Consider the following 15794-nt stretch of genomic DNA (forward strand, 5'->3'; position numbering starts at 1 on the left):
AAAGCGTCCAGGCAATCATCGGCCAGGTCCCGCAACGGATCGATCCCCCGGAACGCATCAAAATAACGGTCCGCGCCGGTGCCGGTGAAGGCAGCAAGCGCAGCAGCCGACGCCGCGACGGCCTCAAAAGCCGCCCCGCTCTCCGCACTCCATACTGTCCGGCTATCCACACTTTCAGATTAGAGGGAGCCTCCGACAATCTAGCGACATCGGCTCTGCGCGCCAGCCCGACACCGGAACAGATGAACAACCGGAGCCTGGCCAGCCCCTAAAAGACGGGGTGTCCGGGTCGGTGGGCAAAGCGCCTTATCAGCGCCGGCCTCCGGAGTGGTTGCGGCGCCTAGATCGTTCCCACGAGGGCCAGTGCGGCGGCAAAGCCCGCGGGCAGGCCCAGTGCGGCCGTGTCCAGATCGACGAGGATGGTGCCCGGGGGCTCCACGAAGGCCTCAACCGAGGCGGGGTCCACCCGCAGTCCGATGCCGCGGGCCTTCAGCAGGGCTTCCTTGCGCGCCCAGGCGGCTGTCCGCCACGGGGCTGCCCGGTCCGGAGCCAGCCCGGCGAGCAGCTGCCGCTCAGCGGGGGTAAGGGCGACGTCGTCAAACCCGGGGAACACGACACCGGAACTGTGCTCCAGGTCGATGCCGACTGTCGCACCGTTGTCCTGGGTCCCGAATCCCGGGGCACTTGGACCCAGGGCGCCGGGACCCTGGGGGCCGCCGGCAGCCAGCAGAGCCCAACCGCGGCTTCGCGAAAGGCTCAGGCTCAGGCCGGCGGGGGCCCCGTCCAGCCGGTAGCCGGGCCGCCCGTGGTCAAGCTCCGGCCCGGTCCCGCAGTCCGGGCACGAATAGTCGGCGGTCAATTCACCGGGACGCCCGCCAAGGATCTCCGCAGCGAATCCGCGCAGCGCGGTCCGGCCGGCCAGGAAGTCCCGCCGGGTGAGCGGATCCGTGATGCCCGCGGCACGCGCGCGCTCCGGAGCATCGAGGAAGGCCCCGCCGTCCGGTCCGATGTCGGCAAGACAAACGGACCGGACGGTGACTCCGGAAACGGTGAGGGTTCCTCTGTGCCCCTTAGGCTTTAGCGTTGGACTGCTCCGAAGCGCTCGTGGGCAACGGCCACGGCACTCTCGCGGGCCGCCGATGCCTCGTCGGCGGTCAGGGTGCGGTCATCTGCGCGGAAGCGCAGGCTGAAGGCCAACGACTTCTTGCCCTCCTCGATGCCCTTGCCCGCGTACACGTCGAAGAGTGCGACGTCCTCAAGCAACGCCCCGGCGCCCTCGCGCAGGGCGGCAAGCACGTCTTCCGCCGGGACCTCCTGCGGGACCACCAGGGCCACGTCCTGGCTGGCCACCGGGTAGGTGGAGATGTGCCGGGCGACGATGACGTCCGCCGCGGCCTCGAAGAGGGCATCCGCGTTGAACTCCAGTGCCACGGACCGGGCCGGCATGTCGTGGGCGGCCAGGAGCTTCGGGTGAAGCTCGCCGGCATAGCCCAGGACTTCGCCGGTGCGGAGCGCCAGTTGCGCGGTCCGCCCGGGGTGGAAGGCCTGGTGCCGGCCCTGGCTGACCACAATTTCGACGCCCAGCACGTCACCGGCGATCCTGGCGATGTCCAGGGCGTCCGCCCAGTCCCACGCCCGGGGGGTGTGGCCGGCGGCGGCCGGAGAATCGTGCCCCGTCAGCACGGCGGCGAGGTACAGCGGCTGGTCCGGGACGCCGTCGTACAGGCCGTCCAGCACCTCATCGCTGGGCCTGATGCCCAGCGGCGGGATCGAGGCGGTGCCGAGGGTGTCGCCCGGCAGGAACACAAGCCCGGCCTCGAACAGGGCCAGGTCGCGGAAACCGCGCGAGTGGTTGCGCTTGGCGACGTCGATCAGGCCCGGCAGGATCGAAGTGCGCAGGTAACCCTGCTCCTCGCTGATCGGGTTGGCGAGCTTGAGGGCCCTGCGCGGCGACCCTTCCGTGGACACGCCGAACGTGTCGTTGGCGGCCTTCGAGACGAACGGGTACGCCAGGACCTCGGTGAGGCCGGAAGCCGCGAGAGCCTGGACCAGGCGCCGGCGCTGCTGCTGGACGCGGGTGAGCCCGCGGCCCGGCGGCGCCACCGGCAGGGACGCCGGGATCTTGTCGTAGCCGACGAGCCGCGCGATCTCCTCGGTGAGGTCTTCCTTGGTTTCCAGGTCGTTGCGCCAGCTCGGGGCGGTCACCGTCCAGCCGCTCCCGGCGGGTGCGACGACGGCGCCGAGGTCCTCGAGGGAGGTGATGATCTGTTCCTCGGTGAAGTCGATGCCGATCCGTTCCGCGGCGAAGGCCGCGGGCAGCTCGACGGTCACGGCGTCCGGTGCGGTGCCGACGTCGGTCCCCGCCTCATCGGCGGTGCCCCCGGCGAGTTCGACCAGCAGGTCAACGACCCGCTGGGCGGCGATCCCGGCAACCTGCCAGTCGACGCCGCGTTCAAAGCGCTTGGAGGCCTCGGACGGCAGCTTGTGCCGGCGGCGGGAGCGTCCGATGGACACTTCGTCGAAGTGCGCCGCTTCAACGAGGACGCTTGTCGTGGTGTCGGACACCTCTGTGGCGGCGCCGCCCATCACGCCGGCGATGCCGATGGCACCGGAACCGTCGGTGATGAGGAGGTCCTCGACGTCGAGCGAGCGTTCCTTCTCATCGAGGGTCCTGAGTTTCTCGCCGGCGACGGCGCGGCGGACCACGATGTCGCCGGACAGCTTGTCCAGGTCGTAGCAGTGGGTGGGCTGGCCGAGTTCGAGCATCACGTAATTGGAGATGTCCACCGGCAGCGAGATCGAGCGGATCCCGGCGAGCCGGAGCCGGGAGGTCATCCACGGCGGCGGCGGCTTCGTGGCGTCGACCCCGCGGACGGTCCGGGCTACGAAGCGGTCGCAGCCCGGCTTGCCGTAGATCGGCGCGTCGTCGTTAAGCTTCACGCCGTAGCCCCCGGCCAGCGCTGCGGGTGCCTGCACCCTGGACGCCGGGTCGGTGAAGGAGGTTCCGGTCGCGTGCGCGTATTCGCGGGCCACCCCGCGGATGGAGAACGCATAGCCGCGGTCCGGGGTGACGTTGATTTCGGCGGCCTCGTCGTAGAGATCCAGGAGCTCCATGGCGTCGGCGCCGATTTCCGGGTCCAGTCCGATCCGGGACAGCACCAGGATGCCGTCATGGTCCTCGCCGATGCCGAGCTCCCGCACGGAGGCGATCATCCCGGCGGACAGGTGTCCGTAGGTTTTCCGCGCGGAAATGTGGAAGTCGCCGGGCAGCACGGCACCGGGAAGGGTGACCACCACCTTGTCGCCTTCCACGAAGTTGTGGGCGCCGCAGATGATGCCCTGGACGCCGGAGGGGTCGATGCCCTCGCCGGTGAGGCTCTGCTGCTGGCCCTCGGGGACGACCCGGACCTGGCACCAGTTGATGGTCTTGCCGTTGGTCTGGGGTTCCTTGACGATGCTCAGGACCTGGCCCACCACGATGGGGCCGTGGAGGGCGTCCGTCGGCCGGTGGACTGCTTCTTCTTCAAAACCGACCTTGACCAGGTCGGCCATAACGTCTTCGGCCGTGGCTCCGGCCGGTACCTGCGCGAATTCTCGCAGCCAGGAAAGTGGGATACGCACGGTTAGATCTCCATCCCGAAGTGCTCGCTGAAACGTACATCGCCTTCGATCATGTCGCGCATGTCGCCGACCTCGTTGCGGAACATGAGCGTGCGCTCGATGCCCATGCCGAAGGCAAAACCTGAATAGATGTCCGGGTCGATGCCGGCCGCGCGGAGCACGTTGGGGTTGACCATGCCGCAGCCGCCCCATTCGATCCAGCTGGGGCCGCCCTTGGCGCCCGGGTGCCAGATGTCCAGCTCGGCGGACGGTTCGGTGAAGGGGAAGTAGTTGGGGCGCAGCCGGATCTGGGCCTCGTCGCCGAACATCTGGCGCGCGAAGTGTTCCAGGGTGCCGCGGAGGTCCGCCATGCTGAGCTTCTTGTCGATGGCCAGGCCCTCGAACTGGTGGAACACCGGCGTGTGCGTCGCGTCGAGCTCATCGGTGCGGAACACCTTGCCGGGGCACAGCACGTAGATGGGCACTTCGCGTTCCAGCATGGAACGGACCTGCACCGGGGAGGTGTGGGTGCGCATCAGCAGGTGGGCCTCCGGCGGCTCCACGAAGAAGGTGTCCTGCATTTCGCGGGCGGGGTGGTCGGGCTTGAAGTTCAGCGCGTCGAAGTTGAACCACTCGGACTCGACCTCGGGGCCTTCGGCGATCTCCCAGCCCATGCCGACAAAGATGTCCGCGACCCGTTCCTGCAGGGTGGACAGCGGGTGGCGTGCACCGGCACGACGGCGGCGCGGGGCCGCCGTGACGTCAACGGTCTCCTCGACCAGGATGCGGGCGTCGTTCTCGGCTTCGAGCTCGGCCGTCCGGTCCGCGAGCGCCTTGTTGACGCGTCCGCGGGAGGAGCCCATAAGCTTTCCGGCGGCGGCCTTCTGGTCCTTCGGCAGCCCGCCAATCTCACGGTTGGCGAGGCTCAACGCGGACTTCTCACCGGTGTGCGCGAGGCGCGCGGCCTTGAGTTCATCGAGCGTGGAGGCGGCGGCAATGGCCGCAACGGCCTGGTCTACGGCGGCGGTGATGGCGGCTTCATCCAAGGGATTCGGGACGCCGGCGCCCGGCAAAGTTTCAGTCATCTACTGTTCTTAGCTACGAGTCGGTTTATGCCAACGGGCATCGGACATTCAGGTGCGGTACCGGTGCGTTGGCAAAGGGCAGGGCTCGCCAAAAACGCTCCGGCGGGCACTCCCCTTCAGTCTAGTTGAAGGCACTCCGGTGCCAGAACGCGACGGCGCTGCGCCGGCTCCGCGGGGCGGCGTCTGCCGCGGCTCCGCGGGGCGGGGCCTCCCGCCCGGTTTCGTTTCCCGCAGCCCGGCGCCCGGCTAGCATGGCGGTATGACGCCGGGACAACGGCTGCGGCAGCTGGCCAATGTACTGAATGCAACAACTCCGCTGGGTTTGTTGCTGGCCGGCTGTGCGCGCACGCACGTCCTTCGGGGACCCCGGGGGCTGCTGATTGCCACCGGGTACAGCTGGCGGCTGCCCTTTGCCGGCGCGTTCACGGTCGGCAATGTGGTGCTGATCCGTGCCGGACCGGAGGAAGCCCTGGCCAACCCCGCGCTGCTGGGGCACGAGGAGCGCCACAGCAGCCAGTACGCCTGGTGCCTGGGCCTGCCTTTCCTGCCGTTGTATTTCCTCGCCGCAGGCTGGTCCCTGGTCCGGACCGGCAACGTCGGCTCCGGCAATGTCTTCGAACGGCACGCCGGGCTGCAGGCGGGTGGCTACCCGGCGCGGAACACCGGCTCCAGCCGGCTGATTTCAACAGCAAATCTACCCGGCAGATCCACCCAGCGGATTTCAACAGCAAATCTACCCGGCAGATCCACCCAGCAGATTTCCACAGCAGATCCAGCCACCAGCAGGACGGGCCCGGCGGCCCCCGAGCGGAACGAGGCATGACATGACCGACAGCCCCAGGACAATCTCAGTCAGCGGATCCGGCAGCGCGGAAGGCGCACCGGACCTGCTGACCCTCTCGATCGGCGTCGAGTGCCGCCGGGAGGACGTCGGCGCGGCCTACGGCGAGGCGGGCCGTGTCTCCGCAGCCATCACGGCGGTGCTTCGCGGATACGGCGTGGCGGACCCGGACATCACGACCTCCGGGCTCAACGTCCGTGCCGAGGTGAACTGGCAGGAGGGCCGGGGCCAGGTCGTCTCGGGCTACCTGGCGTCGAGCATGCTGAGCGTCCGGCTCAGGGAGATCAGAAAATCCTCGGAGGTCATCGCCGCCGCGGTCGCGGCCGGCGGCAACGATGTCCGGCTCAACGGGCTGGAGCTCGGCTTCGCTGATCCCGCCCCCGTCACCGCGCGCGCCCGCGAAGCCGCCTGGCAGGACGCCCTCACCGCGGCCGGGCAGTTCGCCTCGCTCGCCGGCGGCTCCCTCGGCAAGGTGGTATCGCTCGCCCAGCTGTCCGGCCAGCCGGCACCGATCCCGGTGGCCAGGATGCAGCGCGCCGTCGCTGTGGAGTCGCTCACTGTGGAAGCCGGCGAATCGAGCGTCAGCGCCGCAGTCAACGTCGTCTGGGAACTGCTCGGCTGAGCCGGCCCGGCGCCCGCTAGTGTGTGGCGCCGGCGGAGATCGTCAGATCCGCCGTCGTCGCCAGGGTGCTGCGGACGACGACGGCGAGCGCTTCCGTCAGCTGTTCCAGCGGCAGGGACGGATCGGTGCTCCCCGGGGGCAGCTGCTTCGGCTCGAAAGGAACGTGGACAAAGCCTCCCCGGACGCCGGGCCGCAGCCGCAGGGCGTGCATCAGCCCGTAGAAGAGGTGGTTGCAGACGTAGGTGCCGGCGGCCTGGGATACCTCGGCGGGGATCCCCGCAGCCAGGAGGGCAGCGAGCGCTGCCTTCACCGGCAGGGTGCTGAAGTAGGCCGCCGGGCCGCCGGTGACCACGGGCTGGTCCACGGGTGCGTTGCCGGCGTTGTCCGGGATCCGCGCGTCGTCGCAGTTGATCGCGACCCGTTCCAGCGAGATCCGGGACCTGCCGCCGGCCTGGCCCGCGGAGACCACCACCTCCGGGTGGTAACGCTCCAGCGCCGCTTCGAGCAGGCGGAGCGCCTCGCCAAAGACACAGGGCAGCTCCACAGCCTCCGCCTCGAGTCCCTCGGACCGGAGCAGGGCCGCGGCCGCACGCGCGGCGGCCCACGAAGGGTTGGTGCTTTCGCCGCCGAAAGGCTCGAACCCTGTCAGGAGAATCATCGCCCCAGCCTAGCAAGGCGGCCGGACTGCAGGCCTGGGCCGTGTCAGGATGCGGACCTGGTCCTTGACTTAAACTCGAACATACATTCGAATAGAGCGATGAGATGGGACGCACAAGCACTCGAACCGGCGCCCGGAGACAATGCCCGCATAGCTGCCGCAGCTGGCGGCACAGGCCCCGGAGCAGGGAACGGAGGCACCGGGAACCCGGCCGTCACGTCCACCGACCCGTTGCTGCCCCTGATCGGGCTGGTGCGGTCCGTGACCACCCCCGAGTTTGCCGGGGTCACTTTCCATGAGGTCACCGCCAAATCGGTGCTCAACAAAGTGGCCGCCGGTTCGCGGATGCCGTTCGAATGGACCATCAACCCCTACCGCGGCTGCAGCCACGCCTGCGTCTACTGCTTCGCCCGGAAGAGCCATACCTATCTCGACTTCGACGCCGGGCTGGACTTCGACAGCCAGGTGGTGGTGAAAATCAACGCCGCGGAGGTCCTGCGCCGGGAACTGGCCAAGCCCTCGTGGGGGCGGCAGCACGTTGCCCTGGGCACCAACACAGATCCCTACCAGCGGGCCGAGGGCCGCTACCAGCTGATGCCGGGCATCATCGGGGCGCTGGCAGATTCCGGCACTCCCCTGTCGATCCTGACCAAGGGCACCCTGCTGGCCCGGGACATCCCGCTGCTGAAGCACGCCGCAGCCCAGGTTCCCGTCGGCGTCGGCATCTCGCTGGCGATGACTGACGAGCGTCTCTCCGAAGCGGTGGAGCCCGGCACACCCGGTCCCCGGGCACGCCTGAAGCTAATTACCCGGCTCCGGGAGGCCGGGCTGCCCTGCGGGGTGATGGCCATGCCCATCCTGCCGTGGCTTTCCGACAGCGACGAAGCCCTGGATTCCCTGTTCGGTTCCCTTGCCGCGGCGGGGGCCACCGGCGTGACCGCAGGGGCCCTCTACCTCAAGCCCGGAACCCGGGAATGGTTCATGCAGTGGATTGCCAAGGAACATCCGCAGCTGGCCGGGAAGTACCGGCGGCTCTACGGCACCGGCTCCTACGCGTCCAAGGAATACCGCGACTGGTTGTCCGGGCGCATCCGGTACTTCAAGGCCCGGCACGGGTTCTCCGGCTCCCAGGGCTTCAGCCACCGTGACCTTGGCGACGATCCCGGCAGCGGTGATCCACGGGACGAGGAAGCGCAGTACCCGGCCGGCAGCATCCCCGAGGCGTCAGCCTTCCCCGGCGGCCAGCGGGATCCGGCCGCGGCCGCGCAGCCCACGCTGTTCTAGAGGGGCACCTTTTCAAGAGAGCCACCTGTTCCAGAGAGCCACCTGTTCCAGAGGGCCACATGGCTAAAGGGCCTTGACGGCGCCCAGGACGCGGGTGAGTGATTCCTTGGCGTCGCCAAACAGGAGGGTGGTCTTCGGATCGAACAGCAGCTCGTTCTCGATCCCGGCGAATCCCGGCCGCATGGAGCGCTTTAGGAACACCACCTGACCGGCCAGGGCCACTTCCAGGATTGGCATTCCGTAGATCGGCGCACCGGGTGTGGACTTGGCGGCAGGATTGACCACATCATTGGCGCCCACAATGAGGGCTATGTCCGTGTTCGGGAACTCCGGGTTGGCTTCCTCGAGCTCCTTCAGCGACTCATACGGTACGTTCGCCTCCGCGAGCAGCACGTTCATGTGGCCAGGCATCCGCCCGGCCACCGGGTGGATGGCGAAGACCACCTCGACGCCGCGGGCCGCCAGCGCAAGGGCGAGCTCGGCGATCGTGTGCTGTCCCTGGGCCACGGCCAGCCCGTATCCGGGGACAATCACCACCCGCTGCGCGTAGCCCAGCTGGACTGCGACGTCCTCGGCCGAGGAAGACCGCACCGGCCGGTCGCTCTGCACCGTTGATCCCGCCGTCGAGCCTCCCCGGAAGGCGCCGAACATGATGCCCGTTACGCCGCGGCCCATGGCAGAGGCCATCACCTTGGTCAGGATGGCGCCGCTGGCGCCGACCAGCGTGCCGGCAACCAGCAGGAGCACGTTGCCCAGCACAATGCCGGAGGCGGCGACCGCGAGGCCGGTGAAGGCGTTGAGCAATGAGATCACGATCGGCACGTCGGCCCCGCCGACGGGAAGCACCAGCAGCAGGCCTGCCACCAGGCCCAGCGCCAGCAGTGCCACAGCCCAGCCTCCTGAACCGGTCACGACGACGAGGCCGCCGGCGGCGGCCGCCCCCAGCACCACGACGCCCATCACCGCCGGCATCCCGGGGAACAGCAGGGGGCGGGTGCTGATCAGCTCCTGGAGCTTGCCCACCGTCACGGCCGAGCCCGCAAAGGACACGGCGCCGACCAGCATCGTAAAGACCACGGCGAGCCGCACCCAGGGGTCCTCGCTGTGGCCGAGTTCCAGCACGGCGACCAGCGCGGCGGCCCCGCCTCCCACCCCGTTGAACAGGGCCACCAATTGCGGCATCTGGGTCATCTGCACCCGCCGGGCCACCGGGACAGCCACCGCGGAGCCGACGGCGATCGCGGCGAGGATCAGCGGGATGTTCTCCAGCTTCGCGGAAAGGAATACCGTGACCACGGCCACGAGGGCGCCCGACGCCCCGATGGCATTGCCGCGCCGGGCGGTCCGGGGAGAGCTCAGGCCCTTCAGTGCGAGGATGAAGCAGACCGCGGCCACGAGGTAGGACAGGGAGGTCCATCCGGGGCCGAGGACACTCATGTGCGGTCCTCCCCCGCGCCGGCACCCGGCCGGGCGGGCTTCCGGCTGCCGAACATCTCCAGCATCCGGTCCGTGACGACGAATCCGCCGACCAGGTTGGCGGTCGCCAGCACCACTGCGATCAGGGCGATGGTGAGCAGCCCGGGATCGTCCGCCTGGCCAGCCACGATGATGGCCCCCACGAGGATGATGCCGTGGATGGCGTTGGCACCGGACATCAGCGGGGTGTGCAGCTTGCTCGTCACCTTGGAGACGACTTCGAATCCTACGAAGACGGCGAGGACCACCACCGTCAACAGGGTGATCGGGTCAATCATCTGCGGGCCTCCATGGCTTCGGCGGTGGCGGCATGCACGACGGAGCCGCCGTGGGTCAGGCAGGCGCCGGCGACAACCTCGTCGTCGAAATCCGGGACCACCTTGCCGTCGGCGGTCATCAGGGCCAGCAGGTTCGCGACGTTCTTGGCGAACAGCCGGGAGGCATCGGAGGGCATCGCCGAGGCGGCGTCCTGCAGGCCAACCAGGGTGACGGAGCCGCCGGCCACCGGGATCTGGAGGTCCCTGCCCGCGATGACTCCTTCGACGTTTCCGCCGGATTCCGCCGCGAGGTCAACGACGACCGACCCGGCCCGCATGCCGGCCACCATCTCCGTGGTCACCAGCAAGGGGGCCGCCCGGCCGGGAATCGCCGCGGTGGTGATGAGGACATCCGCCGCCGCCACGTGCGGGGCCAGCAGGGCGCGCTGGCGCTTGGCCCGGTCCTCGCCAAGCTCACGGGCGTAGCCGCCGCTGCCCTCAGCGGCCGTGTCCGCAGTTGGAGTGTCGAGGTCCAGGTGGATGAAGGTGCCACCCATCGAGGCGACTTCGTCGGCGGAGGCCGCCCGGATGTCGTTGGCGGAGACCCTGGCCCCCAGCCGCTTCGCGGTGCCGATCGCTTGCAGGCCGGCGACGCCGGCCCCCAGGATGAGCACCCGGGCCGGCGGGATCGTACCGGCGGCCGTCATGTAGAGCGGGAAGAACCGCGGGTAGCGAAGGGCCGCTTCCAGAACCGCGCGATAGCCGGAGACCAGCGATTGCGAACTGAGCGCGTCCATGGACTGGGCCCGGGAGATGCGCGGAACCAGCTCCAGGGCGAAGGCGGTCACACCCGCGGCGGCCAGGGCGGCCACGGTTGGCAATTCCGACGCGGGCGAGGCGAACCCTATGGTGACGGTGCCGGGCCGGAGTCCCGCAGCGGTCTCCGGTTCGAGCGGCCGGACGTGCAGCAGGACATCCAGGGACTGGGCGGCCAGTTCCGGAACGATCGACGCTCCCGCCGCGGTGTAGGCGGCGTCCGCGTACCCTGCCGCAGTGCCGGCACGGCGCTCCACCGTCACTTCCAGGCCGAGGGCCGTCAGTTGCTGCACCGTCTCCGGTGTGGCGGCAACCCGCCGTTCCCCTGCACGCTGCTCCCGCCTGACACCAACCTGCACGGGCTACTCCTCTCGGTTCGCTTCAGCGTAGTCACATGCTTCACGCTTTGGCGAGGGGTAGGGCCGCGGCGGGCCCCAACCCCCAGTCTCAGTGCGCGGCCACGGCGGTGGAATCGGCCACCTGAAGCCTGTCCAGCAGCGCCTCGACAATAGGGAGGTCAGCGGGGATCCACGGCAGAGCCAGCACCTCGTCGCGGTTCCGGATGTTGATCCAGCGCAGCTCATCGTGGTCCTGCAGGGGGCGGGGAACCCCGTCGAGCACTTCAGCGAACCACACCCGCATCGCGGCACGTTCGTTTAGCGGCCAGCCGTCGGCGGAGCCGCCGGCCAGTTCGGCGCCCAGCCGGACCGTCACGCCAAGCTCTTCGAGCAGCTCCCGGTGCAGGGCCTGCTCGGCCGTCTCGCCGGACTCGACCTTGCCGCCGGGGAACTCCCACATGCCGGCGAACTGCGGGGGCGCCGTCCGCCGCGCCACAAGGAGCCGGCCGGGCTCGGCCAGCGAATCCAATACGGCGCCGCCTGCAACGCTAATAAGTCCAGTCACGCCCCCAAGTCTAGACAGGGTCCAGGGCAGATTCCGGTGCGGTGCCGGTCTGCCGGCAATTTACCGCGCGGAATCCACATCTACCCCGCGGCCTTCGAACCGGTTGTCCTGCCCGCTGCACTGTTGCCGCCGAACGCAGTGGCGCCCGGAAAGCAGCCGCCTGCTGGCCTGGGGATGCTGCCCGACAAGGCGTGGAGCCTGGCTTCGTGTCTGCCGAGGAGTTCGGCGCGTTTCCTGACGGCTCGAACGTACTCGGCGAGTGCCCGCTCCACATCGGGGAGGGCCTTCCGAAGCAGGCCCAGCAGCGGGCCGGTGAACTCCTCCCGGACGTGCAGGTGCGTCATCCCGCCGTGGGGTGTGAGTGTGAACGTGCGAACGCCCTTCAACAGGCCAAGGGGCAGGCCTCCGGTCCAGGTCATCACCTCTCCCGGCATCTGCCGGACGCGTAGCCGGAAGGTGCGGTTCCCGCCGGTGCGGGTCCGGACCCTAATGGTTCCGCCGTGGCGCAGTTCGCCGTCGAGGCGGGTAATGCCGGAGTCCCAGACGGTGAAGTTACCCCCGTCCGTGATGATTTCCCATACCGTGGAGTTCCGCGCATGGATCAGGGTCTCGGCCTCAAAGGATTTCACGGCAACCTCGGGCCAGTACTGTGCTTTTGATCATGTCAACGCAACGGCGCGTCACCGGAAAATTCCGGTTCCCGGCACTTGGCCGCCGTCTGGAGGTCACTGACCGCGGCCTGGACGCTAGCTGCTTCGTCCCGCAGGGAGTTGACCGCGGCCCGCGGGCATTGCGGCGGCTGCCCCGAGGGCGACCGATGCAGCCAGGATTGGGCGTGTTCTCGGCATTGGAGGCTCCTTTGCGAAGGGGGTGCGGCAGGCATTCCTGCCACTGGCGGTAAGACCATTGTCTGGCCGCACTGGGGGCCCGGGCATCATCCGGGGAAGGTGACCCGTGCCGGCAGCGCCCGGACGCCCGCGGCCGGTCCGGCACGAGTTACCCGCCCTGCGGATGCGGCGGCCCTGGCAAGCTAAGACGCCACGCCAGGGCCGCCTACCCCGGCTTCAACGGCATCATTGCACCGCCGCGGTATTTCCATGCTTATCCCGATTCGAAGGAAGCCGGTAAGGGTCCAACGGCCCGTCTGCCGCTCCGGGCGGGATGAGTGCGGCGCCGGCGTAGGGGAGAATGGAAGTGGCCGCCTTCGGCGAGGACCCGGAATACCGAGCGTGCCCGCCCCGTTAGACAAATCAGACTACAAATCCGATTTAACTTGCCGCATTCTCCTGGCTCCAGCCGGGAACGTCACCGAAAAGCAGACGAATGACAACCACCACACAAGCCCCGGCGACGCCCAGGACCGGTTCCCGCCACCTCGCCCTTGCCATCGTTTCCCTTGCCATGGGCGGATTCGGCATCGGCACCACGGAGTTCACCATGATGGGCCTGCTCAAGGAGGTGGAGACCGGGCTCAACATCAGCACCCCGGAGGCCGGCCACCTGATCTCGGCCTATGCGCTCGGCGTCGTGGTAGGAGCCCCGCTGCTGGCCGCCGTCGGTGCCAAGATGCCGCGGAAGTACCTCGCCCTGGGGCTCATGCTGTTCTTCAGCATCGCGAACCTGTCGTCCTTCATCGCCCCGGACTACGGCACCATGCTCGTGTCGCGTTTCGCCGCCGGGCTGCCCCACGGGGCCTTCTTCGGGGTTGCCGCCGTGATCGCGGCGTCACTGGTCGCGCCGACCAAGCGCGGCTGGGCCATTTCGATGGTCATGGCCGGCCTGACCGTCTCCAACGTCATCGGCGTCCCCTTCGGCACCTGGCTGGGCCAGACGTACGGCTGGCGGCTGCTGTTCCTGCTGGTGGGCGTGATCGGCATTCTCACCCTGGTGATGCTCTGGAAGTTCCTGCCATACCAGAAGCCGCACGCCGATGCGAGCTTCCGCCGCGAACTGGGCGCCCTCAAACGGATGCAGGTCTGGCTGGCGATCCTCATCGGCATCGTGGGCTTCGGCGGCTTCTTCGCCACCTATACCTACATCGCGCACACCATGACCTCCGTGGCCGGCATTCCCGCAGCGTGGCTGCCCCTGGTTGTCGCGCTGTACGGGCTGGGCATGGTGGCCGGCAACATCGTCGGCGGCCGCATCGCGGACAAGTCCGTGATGGGAACCATCTACTGGGTGCTGCCCGGCATCGCCGTGGCGCTCGTGGTCTACGCCGTCGCCGTGCACTGGCCGTGGTCCGCCTACGTGATGGTCTTCGTCGTCGGCGGCGCCGGGTCATTGCTGGTCCCGGCGTTGCAGACCCGGTTGCTGGATGCGTCCCCGGATGCCCCCTCGCTGGCGTCCTCGCTCAACCATGCGGCCCTGAACGTCGCCAACGCTTTGGGGGCCTTCCTCGGCGGACTCGTGATCGCCTGGGGCTGGGGCTACGTCGCACCCGCCCTCGTCGGGGCGGTACTGGCCATCCTGGGCCTCGGCGTCGCCCTGATCAGCGGGCTGGTGGAACGCAGGAGGCCGCTGGTCCGGTAGCCCGCAATGCGGTTACCGGACCAGCGGCTCCTCAGCCCTTCGCCTGCCTGACCCCGAGCCGGTCAGACCCGGGTCCGGTTACGGCGTGCTGACGCGCTGTACGTCCGGTTCAAGGTAAATGACCCGTGCAATCGGAACGGCCTCGCGGATCCGCGTTTCGGCGCCGTCGATCGCCTTGGCGATTTCCTGGCCCGTATCGGACCGGCCGATGCTGATTTTGGCGGCGACCAGGAGTTCCTCCGGGCCGAGGTGCAGGGTCTTGAGGTGGATGATCGAGGTGCCGTCGGACTCGATGGCCGCCCGGATCTTGGCGACATCGTCCTTCGTGGCGGATTCGCCCAGCAGCAGGGACTTCGTTTCAATGGCCAGGACGGCGGCGATGGCGACCAGCAGGAAGCCGATCATCGCGGTACCCAGGGCATCCCAGATGCCGTTCCCGGTGAGGAGCGTCAGGCTCACGCCGAAGAGCGCGAAGACCAGGCCCAGGAGGGCGCCGAAGTCCTCAAGGAGGATCACGGGGAGCTCCGGCTGCTTGGCGCTGCGGATGAACTTGATCCAGCTTTGCTGGCCGCGGATGAGGTTGGATTCGATGATCGCGGTCCGGAATGAGAACGACTCGGCCATGATGGCGCCGAGGAGCACGGCCAGCGGAACCCACCAGAACGCGCCCTCGATGGCGTGCGGGTGCTGGAGCTTTCCCCACGCCTCATACAGGGCAAAGAGGCCGCCCACGCTGAACAGGACGATGGAGACGATGAACGCGTAGATGTAGCGCTCGCGCCCGTAGCCGAAGGGATGCTCCGGGCTTGCCGCCCGATTGGCGCGCTTGCCGCCCACCAGCAGCAGGAGCTGGTTGCCGGAATCCGCGAGCGAGTGGATCGCTTCGGCCAGCATTGATGAGGAAAACGTCAGGAAATACGCGACGAACTTCAGGACGGCGATGGTCAAGTTGGCAGCCAGCGCCGCAACAATCGCCTTGGTACCGCCATTTGCAGCCAAGAGAGCTTCTCCTTAGGGGTTCGACCGGGTGGTGGACTCCGGCCGGTGCCCGCGCCCACAAGGAATACCGTACCCGTTATGGCCCGGTCCAAGCACCGCACCAGCCCCGTACCGCCCAGGGCAGGGCAACGTACTGTCACCGGCGGGGCGGCCGGGCCGGCACGCAAACTCTGCAGGTCACGGCGCAGGTCACGGTGCAGGTAACGATTGGGGGTGCTCCTGCTGACAAGCCATCCGGCCTATGTTAGCTTGAAGCCATAATCGGGATTCACCATTTGGATGCCGACGAATATGTAGGAGGAGTAATGGGCTTTCTTGGCTGGATCATTCTCGGACTCATAGTAGGTGCAATCGTTAAGGCCCTCATGCCTGGCAGGGTCGGCGGCGGCTGGGTCACCAGCCTCGTGCTCGGCGTAGTCGGGGCAGTGGTCGGCGGCTGGATCGGCGACCTGCTGTTCGGCGGCGGCAAGATGGAATTCTGGAATCTCGGTTCCTGGCTCCTGGCCATCGTCGGCGGCCTTGTGGTAGCCCTTGTCTACGGCGCCATCACAGGACGCAACAAGACCACGTAACGACGCCGGCCACCGGCCCTGCACCCGCTGGTGCAGGGATCGTGGCAACAACGACGGCGGGGCCCACCTTTCGGTGGACCCCGCCGTATTTTCTTGCCCTGGTGCCGGGACCCACTGCGGGCCGGATGAGAAGCTAGCGGGCCGGTGCG

15 protein-coding genes are annotated in these 15794 nt (G+C 68.5%); 5 read left to right on the forward strand and 10 right to left on the reverse strand.

Annotation, left to right across the window (positions count from 1 at the left end; translation table 11 throughout):
* Positions 1-340 precede the first annotated feature (340 nt).
* The 3 genes from QCD75_RS15705 to pheS form a co-directional block, all read right to left on the reverse strand.
* The gene (locus tag QCD75_RS15705; protein WP_301230216.1) at positions 341-859 is read right to left on the reverse strand and encodes a 4'-phosphopantetheinyl transferase family protein; all 519 of its coding nucleotides are present in this window, start codon (positions 857-859) and stop codon (positions 341-343) included.
* Positions 860-1077: 218 nt separating this feature from the next.
* Complete coding sequence (pheT, locus tag QCD75_RS15710; protein ID WP_301230218.1) at positions 1078-3621, reverse strand: phenylalanine--tRNA ligase subunit beta; 2544 nt, start codon at positions 3619-3621, stop codon at positions 1078-1080.
* 2 nt (positions 3622-3623) lie between these two features.
* Complete coding sequence (pheS, locus tag QCD75_RS15715; protein WP_301230220.1) at positions 3624-4685, reverse strand: phenylalanine--tRNA ligase subunit alpha; 1062 nt, start codon at positions 4683-4685, stop codon at positions 3624-3626.
* Positions 4686-4944: 259 nt separating this feature from the next.
* Between pheS and QCD75_RS15720 the strand changes: the two genes are divergently transcribed.
* Entirely contained in the window at positions 4945-5508 is a 564-nt protein-coding gene (locus QCD75_RS15720; protein WP_441005500.1) for a hypothetical protein, read from the forward strand.
* A 1-nt stretch (position 5509) separates the two neighbouring features.
* Positions 5510-6148 (forward strand): SIMPL domain-containing protein, encoded by a 639-nt coding sequence (locus QCD75_RS15725; RefSeq protein ID WP_301230222.1) that lies wholly within the window; start codon positions 5510-5512, stop codon positions 6146-6148.
* A gap of 16 nt (positions 6149-6164) precedes the next feature.
* Here QCD75_RS15725 and pcp read toward each other — a convergent pair whose 3' ends face one another.
* Positions 6165-6806, reverse strand: a complete 642-nt coding sequence (pcp, locus tag QCD75_RS15730) for a pyroglutamyl-peptidase I (protein ID WP_301230224.1) — start codon at positions 6804-6806, stop codon at positions 6165-6167.
* Positions 6807-6905: 99 nt separating this feature from the next.
* Between pcp and QCD75_RS15735 the strand changes: the two genes are divergently transcribed.
* Entirely contained in the window at positions 6906-8090 is a 1185-nt protein-coding gene (locus QCD75_RS15735; RefSeq protein WP_301230226.1) for an Rv2578c family radical SAM protein, read from the forward strand.
* 63 nt (positions 8091-8153) lie between these two features.
* On the opposite strand, the gene QCD75_RS15740 is transcribed toward QCD75_RS15735, so the two are convergent.
* From QCD75_RS15740 to QCD75_RS15760, 5 genes are all read right to left on the reverse strand, one after another.
* The gene (locus QCD75_RS15740; protein ID WP_301230228.1) at positions 8154-9527 is read right to left on the reverse strand and encodes an NAD(P)(+) transhydrogenase (Re/Si-specific) subunit beta; all 1374 of its coding nucleotides are present in this window, start codon (positions 9525-9527) and stop codon (positions 8154-8156) included.
* A complete protein-coding gene (locus QCD75_RS15745; RefSeq protein ID WP_301230280.1) occupies positions 9524-9841 on the reverse strand; it encodes an NAD(P) transhydrogenase subunit alpha in 318 nt (105 codons plus the stop codon). The genes QCD75_RS15740 and QCD75_RS15745 overlap by 4 nt, the downstream gene beginning before the upstream one ends.
* Positions 9841-10998 carry a Re/Si-specific NAD(P)(+) transhydrogenase subunit alpha gene (locus QCD75_RS15750; protein WP_301230230.1) on the reverse strand — a complete coding sequence of 386 codons (1158 nt, stop codon included), beginning with the start codon at positions 10996-10998 and terminating at the stop codon, positions 9841-9843. The genes QCD75_RS15745 and QCD75_RS15750 overlap by 1 nt, the downstream gene beginning before the upstream one ends.
* 88 nt (positions 10999-11086) lie before the next feature.
* Positions 11087-11542: a (deoxy)nucleoside triphosphate pyrophosphohydrolase gene (locus tag QCD75_RS15755; protein ID WP_301230232.1), complete on the reverse strand. Its 456-nt coding sequence runs from the start codon at positions 11540-11542 to the stop codon at positions 11087-11089.
* 80 nt (positions 11543-11622) lie between these two features.
* Positions 11623-12171 (reverse strand): SRPBCC family protein, encoded by a 549-nt coding sequence (locus QCD75_RS15760; protein ID WP_301230234.1) that lies wholly within the window; start codon positions 12169-12171, stop codon positions 11623-11625.
* A 694-nt stretch (positions 12172-12865) separates the two neighbouring features.
* Between QCD75_RS15760 and QCD75_RS15765 the strand changes: the two genes are divergently transcribed.
* Positions 12866-14074, forward strand: coding sequence for an MFS transporter (locus QCD75_RS15765; protein WP_301230236.1), 1209 nt, complete (start codon positions 12866-12868; stop codon positions 14072-14074).
* Between the two features lie 78 nt (positions 14075-14152).
* Here QCD75_RS15765 and QCD75_RS15770 read toward each other — a convergent pair whose 3' ends face one another.
* Positions 14153-15073, reverse strand: coding sequence for a cation diffusion facilitator family transporter (locus tag QCD75_RS15770; protein ID WP_301230238.1), 921 nt, complete (start codon positions 15071-15073; stop codon positions 14153-14155).
* Between the two features lie 305 nt (positions 15074-15378).
* Between QCD75_RS15770 and QCD75_RS15775 the strand changes: the two genes are divergently transcribed.
* Complete coding sequence (locus QCD75_RS15775) at positions 15379-15645, forward strand: GlsB/YeaQ/YmgE family stress response membrane protein (protein ID WP_301230239.1); 267 nt, start codon at positions 15379-15381, stop codon at positions 15643-15645.
* Positions 15646-15794 lie beyond the last annotated feature (149 nt).

Origin of the sequence: Arthrobacter sp. PsM3, assembly GCF_030433895.1 — a bacterium.
GTDB lineage: Bacteria > Actinomycetota > Actinomycetes > Actinomycetales > Micrococcaceae > Arthrobacter.

Coding starts and splice junctions, on each gene's coding strand:
- pheS (WP_301230220.1), bottom strand. CDS start 4,685: ATGACTGAAACTTTGCCGGGCGCCGGCGTCCCGAATCCCTTGGATGAA.
- QCD75_RS15720 (WP_441005500.1), top strand. CDS start 4,945: ATGACGCCGGGACAACGGCTGCGGCAGCTGGCCAATGTACTGAATGCA.
- QCD75_RS15725 (WP_301230222.1), top strand. CDS start 5,510: ATGACCGACAGCCCCAGGACAATCTCAGTCAGCGGATCCGGCAGCGCG.
- pcp (WP_301230224.1), bottom strand. CDS start 6,806: ATGATTCTCCTGACAGGGTTCGAGCCTTTCGGCGGCGAAAGCACCAAC.
- QCD75_RS15735 (WP_301230226.1), top strand. CDS start 6,906: ATGAGATGGGACGCACAAGCACTCGAACCGGCGCCCGGAGACAATGCC.
- QCD75_RS15740 (WP_301230228.1), bottom strand. CDS start 9,527: ATGAGTGTCCTCGGCCCCGGATGGACCTCCCTGTCCTACCTCGTGGCC.
- QCD75_RS15765 (WP_301230236.1), top strand. CDS start 12,866: ATGACAACCACCACACAAGCCCCGGCGACGCCCAGGACCGGTTCCCGC.
- QCD75_RS15775 (WP_301230239.1), top strand. CDS start 15,379: ATGGGCTTTCTTGGCTGGATCATTCTCGGACTCATAGTAGGTGCAATC.